The following is an 18,760-nucleotide window of genomic DNA, read 5'->3' as shown; positions in this document are numbered from 1 at the left end:
ACTATGAAGATATTATCAATAAATGCTGTGAGGCATGGAATGAATTACTTTCTGAAGTTGGCCGATTGAAAAGTCTATGCTCCCGTTCATGGGCTGTTATTTCATAATTTAAAAATGGAATTGGTATTACACAGTCCGTCAGACAAGAGCCTGATTCCGAGAGAAATTACATCAGAGTGAAATCAGGAGACGCCCTGCTATTTAATGGGGGTCAACTTTTTCATGGAGTCAGTAAAGTATATTCAGACACTCCTGAGTTTTGGAAAAATTCGATATTTGCCAAAAATGGAATGACGCGCTTCAACCTACAATTCAGAGACCCATTTCGGGATACACTCACCTACAACCCTTATTTTGAACATAAGGATTAAAGTGTACAGCTAACCAGACACTGTCCGCATTCCTATCGGTTCTGGAAACTCTATGACGGAGGCCTGCAGGCAACATAATATAATCGCCGGGTCTAAGTAAAACCGGGTCCCAACCCTCCTCAAACTCCAGCACAGCAGAACCACTCAACAAAACCACCCACTCATCCCAGGACTGGTCATACCACTCCCCTATTGGAGTCGTATGACCACGGGAGACAATCCGCTCTATCTTAACAGCACCCGACTCCTGCAGAGTCTCAAAATACTCTTCAGGCAGTTCTGCAGGTATGTGTTCGAACAGATTGTTTTTCATCGATTACCCCTGAGCTATCAGGAACGTTTTGTCTTACGTTTATCTTTGGCAAACTGTGCAGATTTTTCAACTCTGCGCTTGCGATGGGCCTGCCTCTGATCAAGCTCCTTGGTTTCTGCATACGGGTTATCACCCGAGCGGAACTCAATTCGAATAGGAGTTCCCATTATCTTCAATACTTTACGAAACGTGTTTTCAAGATAACGTCGATAAGCCGCCGGCACACGCTCAGTCTGATTACCATGAATGATAATCGTTGGAGGATTCATGGCTCCAGCATGACAGTAACGCAGCTTAATCCGGCGATTGTTAACCATGGGAGGCTGGTGCTCCTTAACGGCATCTTCCAGAATTCGCGTCAATCGATTGGTCGACAGCTTACTGGTAGCCGCTTCATATGCCTCTTCAATAGAGTCATAAAGATTACCAACACCGGTACCGTGTTTTGCCGAAATCATATGAATTCGGGCATAGTTGATAAAACCAAGTCGACGCTTTAGCTCTTCCTTTACTTGCGTTTTATGCTCTTCTTGCATGCCATCCCACTTATTCAGCGCAATGACCACTGCACGCCCAGCGTCCAGAACAAAGCCCAGCAGATGCAGATCCTGCTCTACAATACCTTCACGGGCATCCAGCACCAGAACCACAACATTGGCATCTTCAATCGCCTGAAGAGTCTTGATTACCGAAAACTTTTCAATAGATTCGGACACCTTGCCTCGTCTGCGGACGCCCGCAGTATCAATCAGTGTATAGTCCTGACCAAAACGCTCATAAGGAATGTAAACGCTGTCACGTGTTGTTCCCGCCTGATCGTAAACAACAACACGCTCTTCGCCTAACAGGCGATTAACAAGCGTGGATTTGCCGACATTCGGACGACCAACGATACCAATTTTGATACCTCTTGGCCTCGTTGACAGCTCATCAGACTCTTCAGCCTCACCATCAGCACACTCCAGTAGAACGTCATTAATCATATTGCTGACGCCACGCCCATGCACGGCTGCGATATGATAGGCATCACCAATACCCAGCGAAGCAAAATCTGTCTCAGCCTGTTCCGCATCAACCCTGTCCACTTTATTAAGTACAAGGTGATACTTCTTCCCCTGCTTGCGAAGGTGCAAAGCAATCATTTCATCAGCAGCAGTCAACCCAGCCCGGGCATCAACCAGAAACAGGACAACATCCGCCTCATTGATGGCCGCCAGAGACTGCTCTGCCATTGCAGAGTCAATCCCCTCTTCATCACCCGAGATACCGCCAGTATCCACGACAATATAGGGATGCGAACCAACCTTGCCCTCACCGTATTTCCGGTCTCGGGTTAACCCGGCCACATTGGCTACCAAAGCATCCCGGGAGCGGGTCAGACGGTTAAAAAGGGTGGACTTGCCAACGTTTGGCCGACCCACCAGGGCAATTACAGGAACCATAAGATTTACCAAAATTACAAAGTACGCAGCGGGGAAACCATCCAGAACAAGACGCTCCCAGCGCATCGGTCGTAAGACCGAAATTGAAAACGGGCCGAACCCTATTAAAGGTTCAGCCCGACAACACTCTTAACAGATAGGCCACTGACTTCCGATTATTCGGAAGCTTTTTCCTTCAAGGCAACCAGTTCACCATCAGCCGACAACACCAGGATTAATTCACCATCCACCAGGGGCTGAGCTTTGATCGCAGAAGAATCAGCCTTGAAACGGCCAGCCTGACTGCCATCAACCTGCGACAATAAATGAACATAACCTTCACCATCACCAACCACTACATAACTGCTGAATGCAGCTGGCGCAGATAGCTGACGGAACTCAAAATCTTCCTGTCTCCAGTTAGAGGCGCCGGTTCTCTGGTCAATCGAACTGACATAACTCTCTTCACTAGTCAGATAGATCGAACCAAAACCTTCTGTCATCGATTCATAACTGGACAGTTCTTTTGCCCAGCGAACTCGACCACTATAAAGATCCAGCCCTGCAACATTACCCTGGAAACTGACAAAGAAAATCGTGTCACCATTGATCAAAGGAGCACCTTTGATGTCAACCATGCGTTCGAGCTCAGTACTGCCCTTAGGCGCAGCAACTCGAGAACTCCAGAGCGGTGCACCATTTTTCAGGCGGAAGGCTTTTGCTTCTCCACTGGCAAACCCGGCAAACACCGCTTCACTGAACATCAGCGGTGAAGCAGAACCTCTTAACGTCAGTGCCGGCTGAAGCGCCTCCTGGCGCCAAAGATACTGACCACTCTCAGCATCAAGCACGGTCAGCCGGTCATCAATACTCTGAACAGCGACATAAAAACCATCCGTTACAGGCGCACTGAGAATCTCGCTACTTACCCTCTCTTTCCAGAGCTCATCGCCATTCTCCTGGTTCAGGGCAATAACTTCACCGTCCAGCGTCCCCAGAAGCACCATACCCGCTGCAGCACTGACGCCACCACCAATACGGGTATTGAGTTTTTTCTTCCAGACTTCCTTTCCGGTATCACGCTCAAGGGCAAAAACAGTGCCTTCTGCACCGGAAACAAAGATTTTATCGCCATCCATCGCCGGCTTCAGGCTTTCGAATCGCTTCCCAACACCTTTACCAACACCTCTGGACCACACTTCAACCAGCTTGACCTTTTCCTCAGCAATAGTCTGGAGAGGCTTGGGAGTTCTCACCTCCTCTTCCTCCGATGAAAAAAGACTGCATGCAGAAAGCCCCAGCATCAGCAGAAGAATCAAAGAGCCCCTGAATAACCTCTCCATTTTGTTACCCCTCCTGAGGTGCCATCGCTGCAAGATCGTCCAACTTGAGCTGCAGTAACGGACGGTTCAAACCATTATCCTGTGCTGCATCAACTGCCTTTTGGTACGCTGTCTCCGCCTGCTTGCGGTCACCAAGAGCGAGGTAAGCATCACCCTTTGCTGACTCCACTGTTGCTTCGTAAGACTTGCCAGCATTGAGCTTGGTCAGAATATCAAGAGCCTGCTGGCCATTCCCGGAGGACTCACTCAACAGTACCCTTGCCAGCCGAACACTGGCCATTGTCTGAACTTCATCCGCAGGTTTCTGAGCCAGAACCCACTCAAGGGAAGCCCGGGCAGCACTCAACTGGTCATCCTGCACTTGCTGCTGAGCCAGAAAGAGCGTGGCAAACGCCGCATACTGACTGCTCGCATAATCATTCTGCAAAGAAGAAACAACGTGACTTACTGTCGCCTTCTGCTCCTCAGTCAGAGGCGCTGCAAGCTGAGTCTGCTGATCCAGAGACAAAGTATCCAGTAAATTCTGATAAAGCCCTGAAGCTTCAGAAATTTCCTGCTGCTGTGTCTTCTGCCAGTAGTTGTAACCGGAAACCGCTGCCAGTGTAATGGCAACTCCCAGCACAACAGGCTGACCATAGTCTTTCCATAGATTCTTAAGCAGTTCAACCTGCTCTTCATCAGATTGGTAACTCACCCTTTACTCCTGACTTCTTTCCTGAAACCGTTAACAGCACACTCATTTCAACAAGCAGTTTACTGAACAGCGGTATTCTATAATACTTTTTGCAAATGTCCGGCTACGTCAGCGATTGGCAGCTGCTGCTGGGCTTCATCAGTCCTCAGGGACTTCACAGTTACCATCCCGGCGACCAGTTCATCTTCACCCAGTATGAGAGCATAGGCAGCACCACTGCGGTCTGCACGTTTCATTTGTGCTTTAAAGCCGCCACCGCCGCAATTCATCAGAAGCTTCAGTTCTGGTAACGCATCACGAAGCCTCTCCACCACAGGAAGCACCCTGTGACCAACACCCTCACCAACAGCCACCACCGCCACATCCACCCGGTTAGAGACAGTTTCCGGCAGCAACTGAAGGGTTTCCAGCATCAATACCAGACGTTCAATACCCATGGCAAAGCCTACGGCAGGGGCAGGCTTTCCACCTAACATCTCAACCAGGACATCATAACGACCTCCGGCACACACGGTACCCTGGGCCCCCAAACTTTCTGTCACCCATTCAAAAACGGTTCTTCCATAATAATCAAGGCCACGGACCAGTCTTGGATTAACGCGATAAGCAACACCCGCCTCATCCAGAATCTGCTTTAACTGCGCAAAGTGTACCTGCGACTCTTCATCCAGATAGTCAAACAGCTCAGGAGCACCGGCAACAATCTTCTGAGTGTTAGAGTCTTTGCTGTCCAGGATTCTCAGTGGGTTGATGGTCAGGCGACGACGACTGTCATCATCCAGTTCTGACTCATAATCCTGAAGATAAGTGACCAGCGCTTCGCGATATCGGACGCGGGCTTCCAGAGTGCCGAGAGTATTCAACTCCAGCGTGACATGTTTTGACAGACCAAGCTTATGCCAGAATCGCGCCGTCATCATGATCATTTCCGCGTCGATATCCGGACCGGCCATGCCATAGGCTTCAACACTGATCTGATGAAACTGACGATAGCGGCCTTTTTGAGGGCGCTCGTAACGAAACATTGGCCCAGAAGTCCACAACCGTTGAATCTGGTTGTAAAACAGGCCCTGCTGAATACCTGCACGAACAACCCCTGCAGTAGCCTCAGGACGAAGAGAAAGCTTATCACCATTGCGATCTTCAAAGGTGTACATCTCTTTCTCAACAATATCCGTACCAGAGCCAATACCCCGACTGAACAGGGCGGAGCTTTCAACAATCGGAATCCGGATTTCCTGATAACCATAATTGGTCAGGACAGAGCGCACCTGCTGCTCAAGGTACTGCCAGACAGGGGTCTGTTCGGGAAGAATATCATTCATCCCACGGATGGCTTGAAGCTGCTTGCCCAAGTTCAAATGTCCTCTACCTAAAAACACCACATAACATCACCTGGCTCATCAGGAACAGGAGATATGGCTTGAAAATGGGCAACTATAACCGTTAACGCCTTTGTGTGACAATCCCACAGCCCTCTGATAAAAGAGCGCCCATCGCTGAAGAGTGTTTATTCACCGAAAGGAATTCGCTTAAAGGATTATTTATCTACCCCTGGCCATTGCCTGTCAACAAAACGCTGGCCACTCGAGTACTCGAGCTCGGTTTCGCCACAGACTTACCATCCAGCAGGATATTCTCTACACCCGGCGTATTGCCGAACCGCAGATTCACTGGAGGAAAAACATCGAGATTAAGGGAAGATCCAGCCTTCTGCACTGCTGAAATAAGCACCTCACCGGTAGCATCCTTGATTTCAACCCAACAATCTTCTGAGAAATCAATGACAAGAGGCCTGGCAAGGTCAGCAACAGGTTTATTTTGCTCATCCCCTGACGTTGCATCAACCACCTCTGAGCTATCCAGGGCAATTGGAGGGAACTCTGGCTGAACCTCTTTCAGAACAGGTTCTTCTTTTTCCTGACCGGACTCATCTTTTGCGACGGTAGCATCATGAGTTGAGATATCCTCCTCCACCAGCTCATCACCAATGTCTCCGATAGGTGTCAGAGGAGGAACACTCTCAGTATTAACCAGGGGCTCGGGCATTTCTTCAGTCATCTCTTCGCTGATGGCCACCTCAGCCACAGGTTCGATGCCCAGCCAGTTATTCCAGAGGTAATAGCCAAGCCCCCCCAGCGACACAAGCAACAATAGCGCAAGCGCATATACTGGAGAAGGCGCACTGTGAGCTCGCAGTGGCTTCAATTTTTTTGCCCCCTGCAAGCGGGGAGATTCCAGCCCATCAATACCAATAAAATGGTCAAAGTCCTTAACCAGATCTTCACCATTAAGCCCTACCAGCTTGGCATAATTCCGAATATAGCCACGGACAAAGGCCGCCTGCGGTAGCACATCAAACATGCTCTCCTCAATAGCCTTTACATAACTTTCCGTAATCTTAAGGTTTTCAGCCACTTCAGGGATAGAAAGTCCCTGACTGTTACGAGCCTGAGCGAGCACAGTACCCGGAGCAAACGTCTGAATGGCTTCTTCCTGCTGAGTATCCTGTTCACTCATAACCCAATCGACTCCGATATTGCTTCAGCTCTTTAGAGCCAGGATAAAGTCTTTCCAACCTCAACGCATAACTGGCCGCTTTACCCTGGGCCCGATTTGCCGTTGCCAGCTCAATACCCAGTAACAAGCTGCGCGCACTCTGCTCAGCCGCTTCATCAAAGGCCTGGTAATGCTGCCACCCTTTGTAGAGATTGCCCTGTTCTTTGTAGATAGTGGCAAGTTCCAGATTGGCTCTTGGTAAGTTACTGTTCAGACGAAGCGCCCTGGTAAAGTGCTCAACAGCCAATGAAGACCGCCCCATCCGCAAAGCAACAATACCCATGTTTTCAAAGGTTCGGCTGCGCTGGGAGTAGGCGACATCCTTCGAAGCCAGCTCAAACTGGTGATAAGCGTCCTGAAGCCGGTTTCTGGAGAAAAGGAAAGCGCCAAAATTATTGCGTATGTCAGAGGCATCAGGATCAATGGCGAGCGCCCTGTTGAACGCCCTCTCAGCAAGCTGATCTTCCCCCTGACGCTGATAAGCCATGCCCAGCATACCATGAACACTGGCCGAGTCTGGTTCGATCTCAAGGGCTCTTTCCAGAGGTCTTACCGCTCTCTCTGAGTAACCTTCCTGAAGATAGCCTCTGGCAAGGTTCATATAGTCCACCACTGCCCTGTTCTCATTCACAGGCCGACTGTCAGTGGTGACACAGCCCGTCAGTGCCAGAGATACAGAAAACAGTAATGCAATGGGCCTCAATTTGACTCCCATGCTTATCCCCACATTTGCGATTTTAAAATATATCCTGGACACTGTGTTCGAGAATAGCACCCTCAAGATTGCAGACCGGTAACGAACAGCCCTACGGGATGACAGATGCACCCCGGACAGCCTTTTATACCTGCCTGGCTGCTATGTAGCGTTCACTGCGCCGGGTCTTATCCATTACATTGCCCACCAACTGACCGCAGGCAGCGTCGATATCGTCACCTCTTGTCTTTCTTACGGTGACATTAAAACCAGCCAGCTGCAAACTTTCCTGAAACCGTCTCACTGCATTATTACTTGGTCTTTCATATCCTGAATGAGGAAATGGATTGAAAGGAATAAGGTTTACCTTGCAGGGCACATCGTTCAGCAAAGCAATCAGCTGCTGCGCATGTTCTGGTTGATCATTAACGCCAGCAAGCAATGTATACTCGATCGTAACGACACGTTTGCTGTCCGTCAAACTGTTCATGTAATGATGAATTGCATCAAGCAGCTGATCCAACGGGTATTTCCGGTTGATCGGAACCAGTTGATTTCTCAGCTCATTATTTGGCGCATGCAGTGACACTGCCAGTGAAACATTAGACACCTCACTTAACTTTCTCAGCGCTGGCACTACGCCTGATGTACTCAACGTTACCCGACGCTTTGAAAGTCCATAACCAAGGTCGTCCATCATCAGGTCCATTGCATCAACGACATTGTCGAAGTTCATCAATGGCTCACCCATACCCATCATGACCACATTGGTAATTGATCGGTCCATCTTGGCCGGTACATTTCCAAAATGACGTGCGGCAACCCACACCTGCCCAATGATTTCAGCCACCGTCAGGTCAGAGTTAAAACCCTGCTTACCCGTAGAGCAGAAACTGCAATCCAGGGAACAACCTGCCTGGGAAGATACACACAGGGTTCCACGCCCATTGTCAGGAATAAATACGGTTTCAACACAGCTGCCACTGGCTACCCGGACAACCCACTTACAGGTCCCATCCTCAGAAAAGTGGCTGCTGACCACCTCTGGGCCGCGAATTTCAGCACTGGCTTTAAGCCGCTCACGAAGCGATTTGCTGATGTTCGTCATATCATCGAAATTATCAACCCGATGATGATGAATCCACTTCAAGACCTGCTCAGCACGAAACTTTTTCTCACCAATAGTGAGAAAGTAGGCTTCCATTTTTTTTCGTGAAAGCCCCAGCAAATTAACTCTTGTCTGTTCACCAACCAGCTCACTGGCCTGATCGATAGATGGCTCGATCAATTCTGACATCTTATTAATACCTCAAAGCCATCAGAGGGCCTCCCCCCTGATGGCTTATATTTTCACGCTCACCCCGAACACTGCCAGGCCACTGTAAACTTATATCTTGTCAGTGACCTGATTCAGTTAACGCGTTCTGGGGCAAATCTCCGAACCCTCGAAGAAGTAGGCCACTTCACGCTCAGCAGATGTCGCCGAGTCAGATCCATGAACCGCATTTTCATCGATAGTTTCTGCAAAATCAGCCCGAATAGTGCCTTCTGCGGCCTCTTTCGGATTGGTAGCCCCCATCAATTCACGATTCAGGGCTACTGCATTCTCACCTTCAAGAACTGATACAACGACAGGTCCTGAAGTCATAAAAGCAACCAGGTCCTTATAGAACGGACGCTCTTTGTGTTCAGCATAAAAGCCGCCAGCCTGCTCATCAGAGAGATGAAGCATCTTGGTCGCCACAACATTCAACCCGGACTGCTCAAAACGAGCAAGGATTTTACCGATGACACTCTTGGCTACTGCATCAGGTTTTATAATGGATAAAGTGCGCTCTACCGCCATTACGATCTCCAGATTGTCATTTTCGTGCCCTTTCGGGATTGTTATTACTTATTAAAAACGTACGACTCTCTCAACTGTCCATAGCCGGAGTTCTGGCAGTATTGTATACAATAGAATCCATAGTGTCAGTTCCTGATTTGGTACAGATTCAAATCACCACCTTAACGCCATTGGAATTGACTAAAAACGCCCGAAAACCATCACTATGGAACTTTTTTTTAGCCCGACTGTCCAAGCACGCCCCCCCGATATCGGTAGGTAGCGTAGCTGTTTTCTGAAACCAGATTACCCCTTGCATTCCCAAGAGCAACAAGCGAATGCACTTCTGTCAGAGAGCCTTTTTATTGGCATTCAGGGTCTGGAAGCTACCACAAAGATAACCACCACTGTCAGGCTCTGCGCCACAATGTTTGTGGCAGGGTCTGATTTTCATGATGAGGGGGGGTGACCGACATGTCGGTCATGGTCATTTATTTGACCGTGAGAGGGGTGAAGTTACCCATACAGTGGAGCTTTAAGCGCAAGGCCCACTTAACCGCTTTTTTAACCAGACGTTACTTGGCCCACCAAAAAAGAACTCATGACAGGATCGGAGAAAAACAAAATGATTCCAATTATCGGAAATGCACAAAACGAAACATACATTGAGAACCCCGAGCAATCAAAAAAACTAAAGAAATACAGTGAGAGCAAACCTTACACACATCCTTTTCCTTGTGGTAAAGAGACGTTAAGGACCATTGAAAACAAAACAATTTACGTTAGAAAACCCATTGGATTTTGCTGGGCAGGGAGTTTTCTTAGAGCCAATGCCTGCTTGGAGATCAAGAGCATCGAACACAGAAACGCCAAACTGGCAGCGGCTGCTGATGCATATCTGCTGGCCAGAAGACAGGTACATATCAATGCCGCCATATGCGCTAGCAAAGTGCTAGGAGTTGTTCCAGCACTGGCTATAGGAACTGCCTCCATTGCCACCCCGGCCGGGATTGCAAATCTAGCGGTAGCCGGAGTTGCAGGAGCTTGTATAGCGCCCCCACTCGAAGGAACAATCGACGCTCACCAAACAAAAAAAATCATGAAAAAAATACTGACTGACAACGGCATCAACACTAAAAGATACCTGCGAAAAATAGATTTTTCTAAAATGACTCTTCAGGCTAGATGCTCTGTCAATGATGGCTTGTCTACACCGATGCGAAATGACCTAAGTACAAACGCTTTGCCTAAAAACACCAAAAAAACCCGGAGACACTTGAATCAAGTTTTTGCAGACAATCCATGCAGACTCAACAAACTGGAGAGAATAATACTCAGCAGCGACAGTTACTTTGATGCGAGTGGAAGAGCAACAACCGAAGGTTGTCATTTCAGCGAAAAAGGATGGCGTGATCTCCTTAAATTATGCGTTATAGAGCAAGTTGCTAATTGAGCATCCCATCCAAGAGAGGGTTACAAGACTTGCATGCGTTGCGAAGGTGCTTCAAAAGCCTGCTCTTTTCACCGGGCAGGCCTGAAAGCGATCAACCTGAACCACTCCAGCTCACGCCAACATCTGCTGTAACAGCAAAGTTCACAAGCTTTTAATCAGAAGACTCTTCAATCCACGCCATCTGAATGGCCTCAAGAACCTTTTCGCCACAGCGTTCAGGATCATCTTCAAAACTGTCCAGCGCCAGAATCCAGCTTCTCAGGTCAACAAAATTGACATACTTGGGATCCACATCCGGATATGCCTCATAAAGCTCAATGGCGATATCATAAACATCCGACCACTTTAAACTCATTTCCCCACTCCATGATCATTGATAGATCTTGCCCGGAACCAAGCACTAAATGCCCCAGGCAGACCAGAAACAGAAATCAACGACGCTCAGAAACCTGGTTAATGGTGTATTTAGGAATCTCCACCACCAACTCCTCATCACCCACAACAGCCTGACAGCTTAGTCGGGACTCAGGCTCAAGCCCCCAAGCCTTGTCCAGCATATCCTCTTCGAGCTCATCCGGTTCCTCCATGCTGTCAAAGCCTTCTCTGACAATGACATGACAGGTGGTACAGGCACAGGACTTTTCACAGGCATGTTCGATCTCAATACCATGCTTCAATGCTGCGTCACACACCGTAACGCCTGGCTCTGCTTCAATTACCGCACCTTCCGGACACAGCTCATCGTGAGGTAGAAAAACGATACGAGTCATAATCAGAACTCCTCCAAATCATCTAACTTCTGTCCGGAAAGAGCCTGACGAATACCTTGATTCATTCGACGGGCAGCAAATTCTTCACTGGACTTACCAATACGTTCAATTTCGCTGGCAATGGCCTTGGCATCACCGATTTCACGACACTGTTTCAGCGACTCAAGATCTGCCAACAATGAAGCATATTCATCTTTGCTCAGCAATGTCTGACCGTCCTTATCCAGTGCAACCACCAGTGCCTCAATTACACGATCCGCCTCAACCTGCTGCTCGAGCAACGCCCTTGCATCACGGTCATCACCAGCATGCTCAAAGGAATCTTTCAGCATTCGGGAAATATCTGAATCACTGAGACCATAGGAAGGCTTCACTTGAATACTGCTCTTAACCCCAGTTGACAGCTCCTCAGCAGCAACACTGAGCAGACCATCAGCATCCACCTGAAAGGTCACACGGATTTTAGCGCCGCCTGCAGGCATAGCGGGAATCCCACGCAACTCAAACCGGGCAAGAGAACGGTTATCGCGAATCAGTTCACGCTCACCCTGGAAGACATGAATGGCCATTGCCGTCTGACCATCTTTGTAGGTCGTAAATTCCTGGGCTCGACTGACAGGAATAGTGGTATTTCGATGGATTACCTTTTCCATCAGGCCGCCCATGGTTTCCAGCCCCAGGGAGAGCGGAATAACATCCAGCAGGAGCATATCTTCTGCTGATTTATTTCCAGCCAGAACATTCGCCTGAAGAGCGGCACCCACAGCCACGACCCTATCAGGGTCAATCGATGTCAACGGCTGCCTGCCGGAAAACGCCTCAACCCTCTCACGAACCCTGGGTACGCGGGTAGAGCCACCCACCATCACCACTTCATCAATCTCATTGGCTTTCAGCCCCGCATCCCGAAGGGACCGCTTGAACGCACGAATGGTACGGTCAACCAACGGGTCCACCAGTTCGTTAAACTGCTCACGGGAAAGCGTCCCACGCCACTCCCCAAAGCTGACCTCAACGTCAGTCCCGGAGGTCAAGGCTTCCTTAGCCCGACAAGCCTCAACCATCGCCTCCCGAAGCTGCAGTGAGTTAATGGAAGACTCATCAACCCCCGCCTCACGAAGCATCCAGCGCGCCACCATCCGATCAAAGTCATCACCACCCAGGGCAGTATCACCACCGGTAGCCATCACTTCAAAAACGCCTTTTTCCAGACGCAAAATCGAGATATCAAACGTTCCGCCGCCAAGGTCGTAAACAGCGATAATACCTTCGCCCCCCTGATCCAGGCCATAAGCAACGGCAGCCGCAGTAGGCTCATTCAACAGACGATAGACTTTCAACCCTGCAAGCCTGGCAGCATCTTTTGTTGCCTGCCTCTGGGCGTCATCAAAATACGCTGGCACAGTAATCACTGCACCATCAAGGTCGCCACCCAATGTCTCTTCTGCACGACCAACCAGAGAACGGAGAATCTCAGCAGACACTTCCACGGGACTGACATCACCCCGCCGGGTTTTGATGAACGGCATGCCTTCACTGTTTCCCGAAGCATCGGTGACAAACTGGTAGGGCAACACACCACCAAGGGCATCCACATCCTCGAGCCCACGACCCATCATTCGCTTGACAGAGATAATGGTATTTTCCGGGTCAACCAGAGCACTGGCTTTAGCGGCATTGCCGACATCAACCCTCTGCTCTCCATAGTGAACAACGGAAGGTAAGGTATGATTTCCATCGATATCAGGAAGCGTTTCCCCAACACCTGATCGAACAGAAGCGACCAGGGAGTTGGTGGTGCCCAGGTCAATGCCTACAGCACGCTTGTATTGATGAGGTTCCGGAGCCTGTCCCGGCTCGGAAATCTGCAGTAACGCCATATCTGCCTCTTCTCTTCCTGATTAGTCGTCCAACAACTCGGATTCCAGCTGTTCCAATTCAGCCGCCAGCTTTACCATGAACTGCATCTTTCTTACAACCGTTTCTGCCTGATCAAGATCCTGATCTGTTCCAGATACCCAGAAACCTTCAAACTTCTGAAGGTATCGATGAATATCCGCATCCACCTGACCAGCCAGTCGCTCCACTTCCTGTTCAGGGTTTTTTCTGGACTTGATATCAGCAACAGACTCACGCAACTCCATCTGTTCCATCAGAAACACTGGCTCCATGATGGTGTTGCGCTCCATATCAACATCGCGCCCAGACAGTTTCAGCAAATAGATCGCCCTGCTCAACGGCTGCTTCAAAGTATTAAAGGCCTCATTAACATGGGAAGCATATTGAATAGAGAGGCGCTGCTGACGATCATCATCACCAGCAAACCGGTCAGGATGCACTGCACGCTGTAACGCCCGATATTGACTGGACAGCCGTTGCTGATCAACCTGACAGGAAACAGGCAACTCAAAAAGCTCAAAATAGTTTTTGGTTAAATCAACCACAACGTAATCAAATCCCAAGTCATGAATGACATACTGGAGCATTCAACATGAAAATAAGTGCCCCTTAAATAAATAAGGCCCGACCAGTGTGAACCAGCCGGGCCGGAAGGCAAATCAGCAGTCTCAGCCGACTTCTTTAACAGTATTAACGAAGCCAGAGAGCTTCAGAATCACCGTCAGCCAGCATCAACATTAAAGCTTTCACCGCAACCACACTCACTGGCAGCATTCGGATTGTTAAACTGCAAGCCTTCATTGAGCCCTTCCTTTACAAAGTCCAGCTCTGTGCCATCCAGATAAACCAGACTCTTTGGGTCAACAAACACTTTGACTTCGTGATCTTCAAAAACCTGATCACCTTCATCAACTACATCCACAAACTCAAGGACATAGGCCATACCAGAGCATCCCGAAGTACGTACACCCAGCCTGATGCCGAGTCCCTTGCCTCTTCGGGTAAGCTGCCCCCTGATATGACGGGCAGCCGCTTCGGTTACGGTAATTGCCATTTAATACTCCATCCACTTCCGGGAAATCAACCGATTCCACCGGCTACAATCCTGCACTACTTAATACTTAACTACAGGGCTTCAATACACTACCAGAGACAACATCAGGCAGCTGGAGCTGCGTCATCATGCTTCTGCTTGGCTCGATAGTCGTCAATTGCCGCCTTGATAGCATCTTCAGCCAGAACTGAACAGTGAATTTTTACAGGTGGCAGCGCAAGCTCTTCCGCAATATCAGTATTCTTGATGGTCGCCGCCTCATCCAGCGTCTTGCCCTTCATCCATTCTGTTGCCAGGGAGCTTGAAGCAATGGCAGAGCCACACCCATAGGTTTTGAAGCGAGCATCTTCAATGACGCCTTCATCGTTAACCTGAATCTGAAGACGCATCACGTCTCCACATGCTGGAGCACCGACCATGCCAGTACCCACACTTTGAGAATCCTGGTCAAGCTTGCCTACGTTGCGCGGATTCTCGTAGTGATCGATAACCTTTTCGCTGTATGCCATTTTCCTCTCCTCCGGGGCAGCTCACCTCAGTGCCTACCCCTAAATTCTGTTAACCCTGAGCGTTAATGCGCAACCCACTCAACCTGGCTTAAATCAACACCGTCTTTGTACATATCCCACAGAGGGGACAGTTCTCTGAGTTTTGCAACCGCTTCGCGAATCTCAGAAACAGCGTGATCCACTTCAGCTTCTGTAGTAAATCGACCCAGACTGATTCTCAGGGAACTGTGAGCCAGCTCATCACTTAAACCCAGGGCTCTCAGCACATAAGAAGGCTCAAGACTGGCAGATGTACATGCCGAGCCAGACGAGATGGCAAGGTCTTTCAGGGACATCATCAGAGACTCCCCTTCAACAAAGGCAAAGCTGATATTCAGAATCCCCGGAACTCTCTGCTCAAGAGACCCATTAACATGAACTTCTTCCAGATCGGACAACTGGGAGAGCACTCTCTCTTTCAGCCCAGCCAGACGTGTTCTTTCAGAATCCATCTCCGCTGCAGCGATACGACAGGCCTCACCTATCCCAACAATTTGGTGAGTTGCCAGAGTACCGGAGCGCATACCCCGCTCATGACCACCTCCATGCATCTGGGCTTCCAGACGAATACGAGGCTTACGGCGAACATAAAGGGCTCCAATGCCTTTCGGGCCATAGAGTTTATGGGCAGAAATAGACAGCAGATCCACCTTCATGGTTTCCATATTCAGCGGGATTTTTCCGGCGCTTTGTGCTGCATCCACATGGAAGACAACCTTGCGCGAACGGGTCAGATCACCGATCGCTTCAATATCATTGATCACACCAATCTCATTATTGACGTGCATCAAACTAACCAGAATGGTGTCATCTCGCAGCGCCTTTTCCACCATCTCAGGTGTGATCAGACCGTCGCTATCAGGATCCAGGTAAGTGACTTCAAATCCCTCCCGCTCCAACTGGCGACAAGTGTCCAGTACGGCCTTATGCTCAATGCGGGATGTGATAACGTGCTTGCCCTTTTTACTGTAAAAATGGGCGACACCCTTGATGGCCAGGTTGTCGGATTCGGTTGCACCGGATGTCCAGACAATCTCTCTTGGGTCAGCGTGAATAAGATCTGCAACCTGACGACGGGCATCTTCGACAGCCTCTTCAGCACGCCAGCCGAAAACATGGGAGCGGGAAGCCGGGTTACCGAAATTACCTTCAAGAGAGAGGCACTGAATCATCTTCTCAGCCACTCTCGGGTCAACCGGTGTTGTTGCGGAATAATCGAGATAAATAGGTAATTTCATCTGGTACATCTCCAGGCGGTCAGTACGCTCAATGCCCTTGATTCGCAAAGGGTTAAAATCATCATGCCCCTACACATTCCTCTTTTTTAAAAACGCGTTAAAAAAGATTCCTCACAGAATGGTGTCAGCGGCAATTTTGTTGTCTTGCTGCTCATCCTGACGAATAGCAACATTTTGCACTTCCCTGCGCGCAACAAGATCAGCGAGGCTGATCCCTCCAAGAAACGAATGAATCTGCTCACTCAGGTCCTGCCACAAGTGGTGGGTCAAACAGGTTACCCCTTTCTGGCAACCGCCTGTACCCTTGCACTTTGTCGCGTCTACGGACTCATTGACTGCATCAATCACCTGAGCAACATAAATAGCGTCAGTGCCACGACTGAGCCGGTACCCTCCCCCGGGTCCCCGCACACTGCAAACCAGATCACCACGACGGAGTTTGGAAAACAGTTGTTCCAGGTAAGAGAGAGATATCCCCTGACGATCCGATATATCTGCGAGAGAAACCGGCCCCTGATCGGCATGAAGTGCCAGATCCAGCATGGCGGTCACCGCATAACGTCCTTTGGTCGTCAATCTCATACAGCATCTCTCTTGCTATTCAGGCAGAATTATCACTCTTGTATCAGTTCCCAATTACTTTAAGTCCATGATTCTAAACTGCGACTCTCCCAGCAGCAGAATCTTCACAGACTCAAGGTATCTGCATGAAATTATGCAATACCTTAGCAAAATAGTCAACTATTAGAGATAAAACAGAAGCGAATAGTCAAATAAAGCGGAGATATAAAAAGATTTTAAAAAACAGCTTCATATAATTTTTCGGCATTTTATAGAAACAAGAGCTAACTTTCAAAAGCAGTTATTAATTCTCAGGCCTGACGCGAAATTCATGCTCATAATAAAAGCAGTGTTATAACCGACAAATCTTCAGGATTTGGCACCAAAGCAGCAGGCCTGCCAGTAATCAAGTCATGAGCCCGTCAGACTTAACCAAGCGAGGCGAACATCAGCATGGTTTGAATACAATCTAAAAAGATACACTACAGCTCGATCTTGTCTGCACTGATAATCATATTGCTCAATAGCTGTCAGACTGGCTAGACAACATCCCTACCTTACAGCCACACAAAATCGAGCGCCTAGCATCGCTTGTGTTACTTCATCGCATTTAACTGGTAGTACCTTCATAATCCCGACCAACCTGACACCAAAGCCTTTGTAACAGGTCTGGCCGGGCTGTTTTCTTTACACTGCGATCCTGTTAAAGCAAGAAACGCATGAGCCATACATGACGAGTGTCATATGCCGATACCACAGCTCTCCGAAGCCCTGAGCAATGAATGAATCGACGATTTTCCTTTAGAACACAGATACGAGAGAAGCTATTTCAGCTAACGGATTGAAGCCAAGCCATTTTTAGTAACACTTAATAACACTGCCCTTCAGGCTCACAACCGCCAAGGCAATTCGCTGTAATCGCACGCGCTCTCCCTCCGCTCCCTCGCGCTGCATAATACTTTCCAGTCCCTCCCAGCACAGAAAACGTTGATACATATATCTTTTTTCATACCCTGACAACTCAGCAATCTGTCAGCTTTTGCCTCTAAACACCTCGCCGAGCATGGGTACCGCACCCCCTTACAAGGTGCGATAATTTGGTATTCTCTTTGCTGTATTGTCTGGCTAAACCAAGCTGTCGGTCGAGTAAATGCGTGCTTAATTCGGGGTTTTGAAAGCTCATGCTGATGGCCCAAAATCAGCCCATCTGTTCAACAGGAATTTTATACAACGGGAGGACTGGAAACTCAAAAAGCACTAACCAGAATACTGCAACTTAATGAACGTCAACAGCTCTAACACAACTGTTAGTGAAAAACACTATATTGACAGCTAGGATGCCAACCACCCAAACCAACAAATAATAACTACCCCTGATCATTTAACTAAAGGATTACATTACATGGACTCATCATTAAGAGCTGCTCTAATTCTAAGCAGTCAGGAATCAATCAGAAATAACCTCCAATCAGGAAAATACCATTTAGAGCAAACAAACGGACAGCCATACCTGGTTAACGGCAATTATAAAGTTGTATGTATTTTTAACGAAGAAGTAAGCGAAATAGATTGCACCGCAGCCAGCGTAAAACTGGCTCAAAATTTTTATATGGAGCTTCCAGAAGCGACAAAAAGTCTTGCAAGTAGAACTACCACTCCGTTAGATAGTTTTTCGAAAGAACGAAAAACCCCCACCTTGAGCGCAAGAGAAAGATTATCTTCATCAAAAGCTCATGACACACTACCCAATGAAGAATTATGCAGAAATCTGCAAGCACTATTTCTAAACACTGAGGGCGGCGCGTTTTTTAATGATGAACGAAGAGCAATCACATCTTTCGATGAGCAGCGCTTTTTCCAACCCGACTCATCAGGCAAGTTTACCTCCAGCGGGAATGTAATTTAAATTGTGTAAACGCTTGTCGTTAATACTCCAAAATGGAGAATAACAATGAGCGTTGAAATCAACGAAAAACTGGTAGATCAAATAGCCAGTCAGATTAAAACTCAGGATGAT

The 18,760-nt window shown here is 48.5% G+C and carries 19 protein-coding genes; 2 read left to right on the top strand and 17 right to left on the bottom strand.

Annotated features, from left to right (window positions below; all coding sequences use genetic code 11):
- Positions 1–336 precede the first annotated feature (336 nt).
- From AK963_RS15240 to ndk, 9 genes are all read right to left on the bottom strand, one after another.
- Positions 337–684: a cupin domain-containing protein gene (locus tag AK963_RS15240; RefSeq protein ID WP_066016304.1), complete on the bottom strand. Its 348-nt coding sequence runs from the start codon at positions 682–684 to the stop codon at positions 337–339.
- Between the two features lie 17 nt (positions 685–701).
- On the bottom strand, positions 702–2,126 hold the full coding sequence (der, locus tag AK963_RS15235) for a ribosome biogenesis GTPase Der (protein WP_066016307.1): 1,425 nt from the start codon (positions 2,124–2,126) through the stop codon (positions 702–704).
- A 155-nt stretch (positions 2,127–2,281) separates the two neighbouring features.
- On the bottom strand, positions 2,282–3,448 hold the full coding sequence (bamB, locus tag AK963_RS15230) for an outer membrane protein assembly factor BamB (RefSeq protein ID WP_066016303.1): 1,167 nt from the start codon (positions 3,446–3,448) through the stop codon (positions 2,282–2,284).
- Between the two features lie 4 nt (positions 3,449–3,452).
- The gene (locus AK963_RS15225) at positions 3,453–4,142 is read right to left on the bottom strand and encodes a YfgM family protein (RefSeq protein ID WP_066016302.1); all 690 of its coding nucleotides are present in this window, start codon (positions 4,140–4,142) and stop codon (positions 3,453–3,455) included.
- A gap of 77 nt (positions 4,143–4,219) precedes the next feature.
- Entirely contained in the window at positions 4,220–5,497 is a 1,278-nt protein-coding gene (hisS, locus tag AK963_RS15220) for a histidine--tRNA ligase (RefSeq protein WP_175404533.1), read from the bottom strand.
- 193 nt (positions 5,498–5,690) lie between these two features.
- Positions 5,691–6,662, bottom strand: coding sequence for a RodZ domain-containing protein (locus AK963_RS15215; protein ID WP_066016301.1), 972 nt, complete (start codon positions 6,660–6,662; stop codon positions 5,691–5,693).
- Positions 6,655–7,416 carry a type IV pilus biogenesis/stability protein PilW gene (pilW, locus tag AK963_RS15210; RefSeq protein ID WP_066016300.1) on the bottom strand — a complete coding sequence of 254 codons (762 nt, stop codon included), beginning with the start codon at positions 7,414–7,416 and terminating at the stop codon, positions 6,655–6,657. The genes AK963_RS15215 and pilW overlap by 8 nt, the downstream gene beginning before the upstream one ends.
- 124 nt (positions 7,417–7,540) lie before the next feature.
- Positions 7,541–8,692: a dual-specificity RNA methyltransferase RlmN gene (rlmN, locus tag AK963_RS15205; protein ID WP_066016299.1), complete on the bottom strand. Its 1,152-nt coding sequence runs from the start codon at positions 8,690–8,692 to the stop codon at positions 7,541–7,543.
- A 117-nt stretch (positions 8,693–8,809) separates the two neighbouring features.
- The gene (ndk, locus tag AK963_RS15200; protein ID WP_066016298.1) at positions 8,810–9,241 is read right to left on the bottom strand and encodes a nucleoside-diphosphate kinase; all 432 of its coding nucleotides are present in this window, start codon (positions 9,239–9,241) and stop codon (positions 8,810–8,812) included.
- A gap of 580 nt (positions 9,242–9,821) precedes the next feature.
- On the opposite strand from ndk, the gene AK963_RS15195 reads away from it, so the two are divergent.
- Complete coding sequence (locus tag AK963_RS15195; RefSeq protein WP_066016297.1) at positions 9,822–10,673, top strand: hypothetical protein; 852 nt, start codon at positions 9,822–9,824, stop codon at positions 10,671–10,673.
- Positions 10,674–10,824: 151 nt separating this feature from the next.
- On the opposite strand, the gene iscX is transcribed toward AK963_RS15195, so the two are convergent.
- From iscX to iscR, 8 genes are all read right to left on the bottom strand, one after another.
- Entirely contained in the window at positions 10,825–11,028 is a 204-nt protein-coding gene (gene iscX / locus AK963_RS15190) for a Fe-S cluster assembly protein IscX (RefSeq protein WP_066016296.1), read from the bottom strand.
- Positions 11,029–11,104: 76 nt separating this feature from the next.
- Positions 11,105–11,443, bottom strand: coding sequence for an ISC system 2Fe-2S type ferredoxin (gene fdx / locus AK963_RS15185; RefSeq protein ID WP_066016295.1), 339 nt, complete (start codon positions 11,441–11,443; stop codon positions 11,105–11,107).
- Positions 11,444–11,445: 2 nt separating this feature from the next.
- Positions 11,446–13,323, bottom strand: coding sequence for a Fe-S protein assembly chaperone HscA (gene hscA / locus AK963_RS15180; protein ID WP_066016294.1), 1,878 nt, complete (start codon positions 13,321–13,323; stop codon positions 11,446–11,448).
- 21 nt (positions 13,324–13,344) lie between these two features.
- Positions 13,345–13,887, bottom strand: a complete 543-nt coding sequence (hscB, locus tag AK963_RS15175) for a Fe-S protein assembly co-chaperone HscB (protein ID WP_238593744.1) — start codon at positions 13,885–13,887, stop codon at positions 13,345–13,347.
- A 176-nt stretch (positions 13,888–14,063) separates the two neighbouring features.
- A complete protein-coding gene (gene iscA / locus AK963_RS15170) occupies positions 14,064–14,396 on the bottom strand; it encodes an iron-sulfur cluster assembly protein IscA (protein WP_066016292.1) in 333 nt (110 codons plus the stop codon).
- A 104-nt stretch (positions 14,397–14,500) separates the two neighbouring features.
- Entirely contained in the window at positions 14,501–14,905 is a 405-nt protein-coding gene (gene iscU / locus AK963_RS15165; protein WP_066016291.1) for a Fe-S cluster assembly scaffold IscU, read from the bottom strand.
- A 62-nt stretch (positions 14,906–14,967) separates the two neighbouring features.
- Complete coding sequence (locus AK963_RS15160; RefSeq protein WP_066016305.1) at positions 14,968–16,182, bottom strand: IscS subfamily cysteine desulfurase; 1,215 nt, start codon at positions 16,180–16,182, stop codon at positions 14,968–14,970.
- A 111-nt stretch (positions 16,183–16,293) separates the two neighbouring features.
- Positions 16,294–16,764, bottom strand: a complete 471-nt coding sequence (iscR, locus tag AK963_RS15155) for a Fe-S cluster assembly transcriptional regulator IscR (protein WP_066016290.1) — start codon at positions 16,762–16,764, stop codon at positions 16,294–16,296.
- Positions 16,765–18,145: 1,381 nt separating this feature from the next.
- Here iscR and AK963_RS15150 point away from each other — a divergent pair.
- Positions 18,146–18,649, top strand: a complete 504-nt coding sequence (locus AK963_RS15150; RefSeq protein WP_066016289.1) for a hypothetical protein — start codon at positions 18,146–18,148, stop codon at positions 18,647–18,649.
- The last annotated feature ends 111 nt before the right edge of the window (positions 18,650–18,760 follow it).

It is taken from the genome of Endozoicomonas atrinae (genome assembly GCF_001647025.1).
Classification (GTDB): Bacteria; Pseudomonadota; Gammaproteobacteria; order Pseudomonadales; family Endozoicomonadaceae; genus Endozoicomonas; species Endozoicomonas atrinae.
The sequence above is the reverse complement of the archived record's forward strand: the minus strand, read 5'-3'. Positions and strand labels throughout refer to the sequence as shown.

Bases quoted from the DNA above. Each gene is read 5' to 3' on its own strand.
- iscX (WP_066016296.1), bottom strand. From the start codon at position 11,028: ATGAGTTTAAAGTGGTCGGATGTTTATGATATCGCCATTGAGCTTTAT.
- AK963_RS15150 (WP_066016289.1), top strand. From the start codon at position 18,146: ATGGACTCATCATTAAGAGCTGCTCTAATTCTAAGCAGTCAGGAATCA.
- ndk (WP_066016298.1), bottom strand. From the start codon at position 9,241: ATGGCGGTAGAGCGCACTTTATCCATTATAAAACCTGATGCAGTAGCC.
- iscR (WP_066016290.1), bottom strand. From the start codon at position 16,764: ATGAGATTGACGACCAAAGGACGTTATGCGGTGACCGCCATGCTGGAT.
- fdx (WP_066016295.1), bottom strand. From the start codon at position 11,443: ATGACTCGTATCGTTTTTCTACCTCACGATGAGCTGTGTCCGGAAGGT.
- iscU (WP_066016291.1), bottom strand. From the start codon at position 14,905: ATGGCATACAGCGAAAAGGTTATCGATCACTACGAGAATCCGCGCAAC.
- rlmN (WP_066016299.1), bottom strand. From the start codon at position 8,692: ATGTCAGAATTGATCGAGCCATCTATCGATCAGGCCAGTGAGCTGGTT.
- hscA (WP_066016294.1), bottom strand. From the start codon at position 13,323: ATGGCGTTACTGCAGATTTCCGAGCCGGGACAGGCTCCGGAACCTCAT.
- bamB (WP_066016303.1), bottom strand. From the start codon at position 3,448: ATGGAGAGGTTATTCAGGGGCTCTTTGATTCTTCTGCTGATGCTGGGG.
- AK963_RS15195 (WP_066016297.1), top strand. From the start codon at position 9,822: ATGACAGGATCGGAGAAAAACAAAATGATTCCAATTATCGGAAATGCA.
- AK963_RS15160 (WP_066016305.1), bottom strand. From the start codon at position 16,182: ATGAAATTACCTATTTATCTCGATTATTCCGCAACAACACCGGTTGAC.
- AK963_RS15215 (WP_066016301.1), bottom strand. From the start codon at position 6,662: ATGAGTGAACAGGATACTCAGCAGGAAGAAGCCATTCAGACGTTTGCT.
- AK963_RS15240 (WP_066016304.1), bottom strand. From the start codon at position 684: ATGAAAAACAATCTGTTCGAACACATACCTGCAGAACTGCCTGAAGAG.
- pilW (WP_066016300.1), bottom strand. From the start codon at position 7,416: ATGGGAGTCAAATTGAGGCCCATTGCATTACTGTTTTCTGTATCTCTG.
- iscA (WP_066016292.1), bottom strand. From the start codon at position 14,396: ATGGCAATTACCGTAACCGAAGCGGCTGCCCGTCATATCAGGGGGCAG.
- der (WP_066016307.1), bottom strand. From the start codon at position 2,126: ATGGTTCCTGTAATTGCCCTGGTGGGTCGGCCAAACGTTGGCAAGTCC.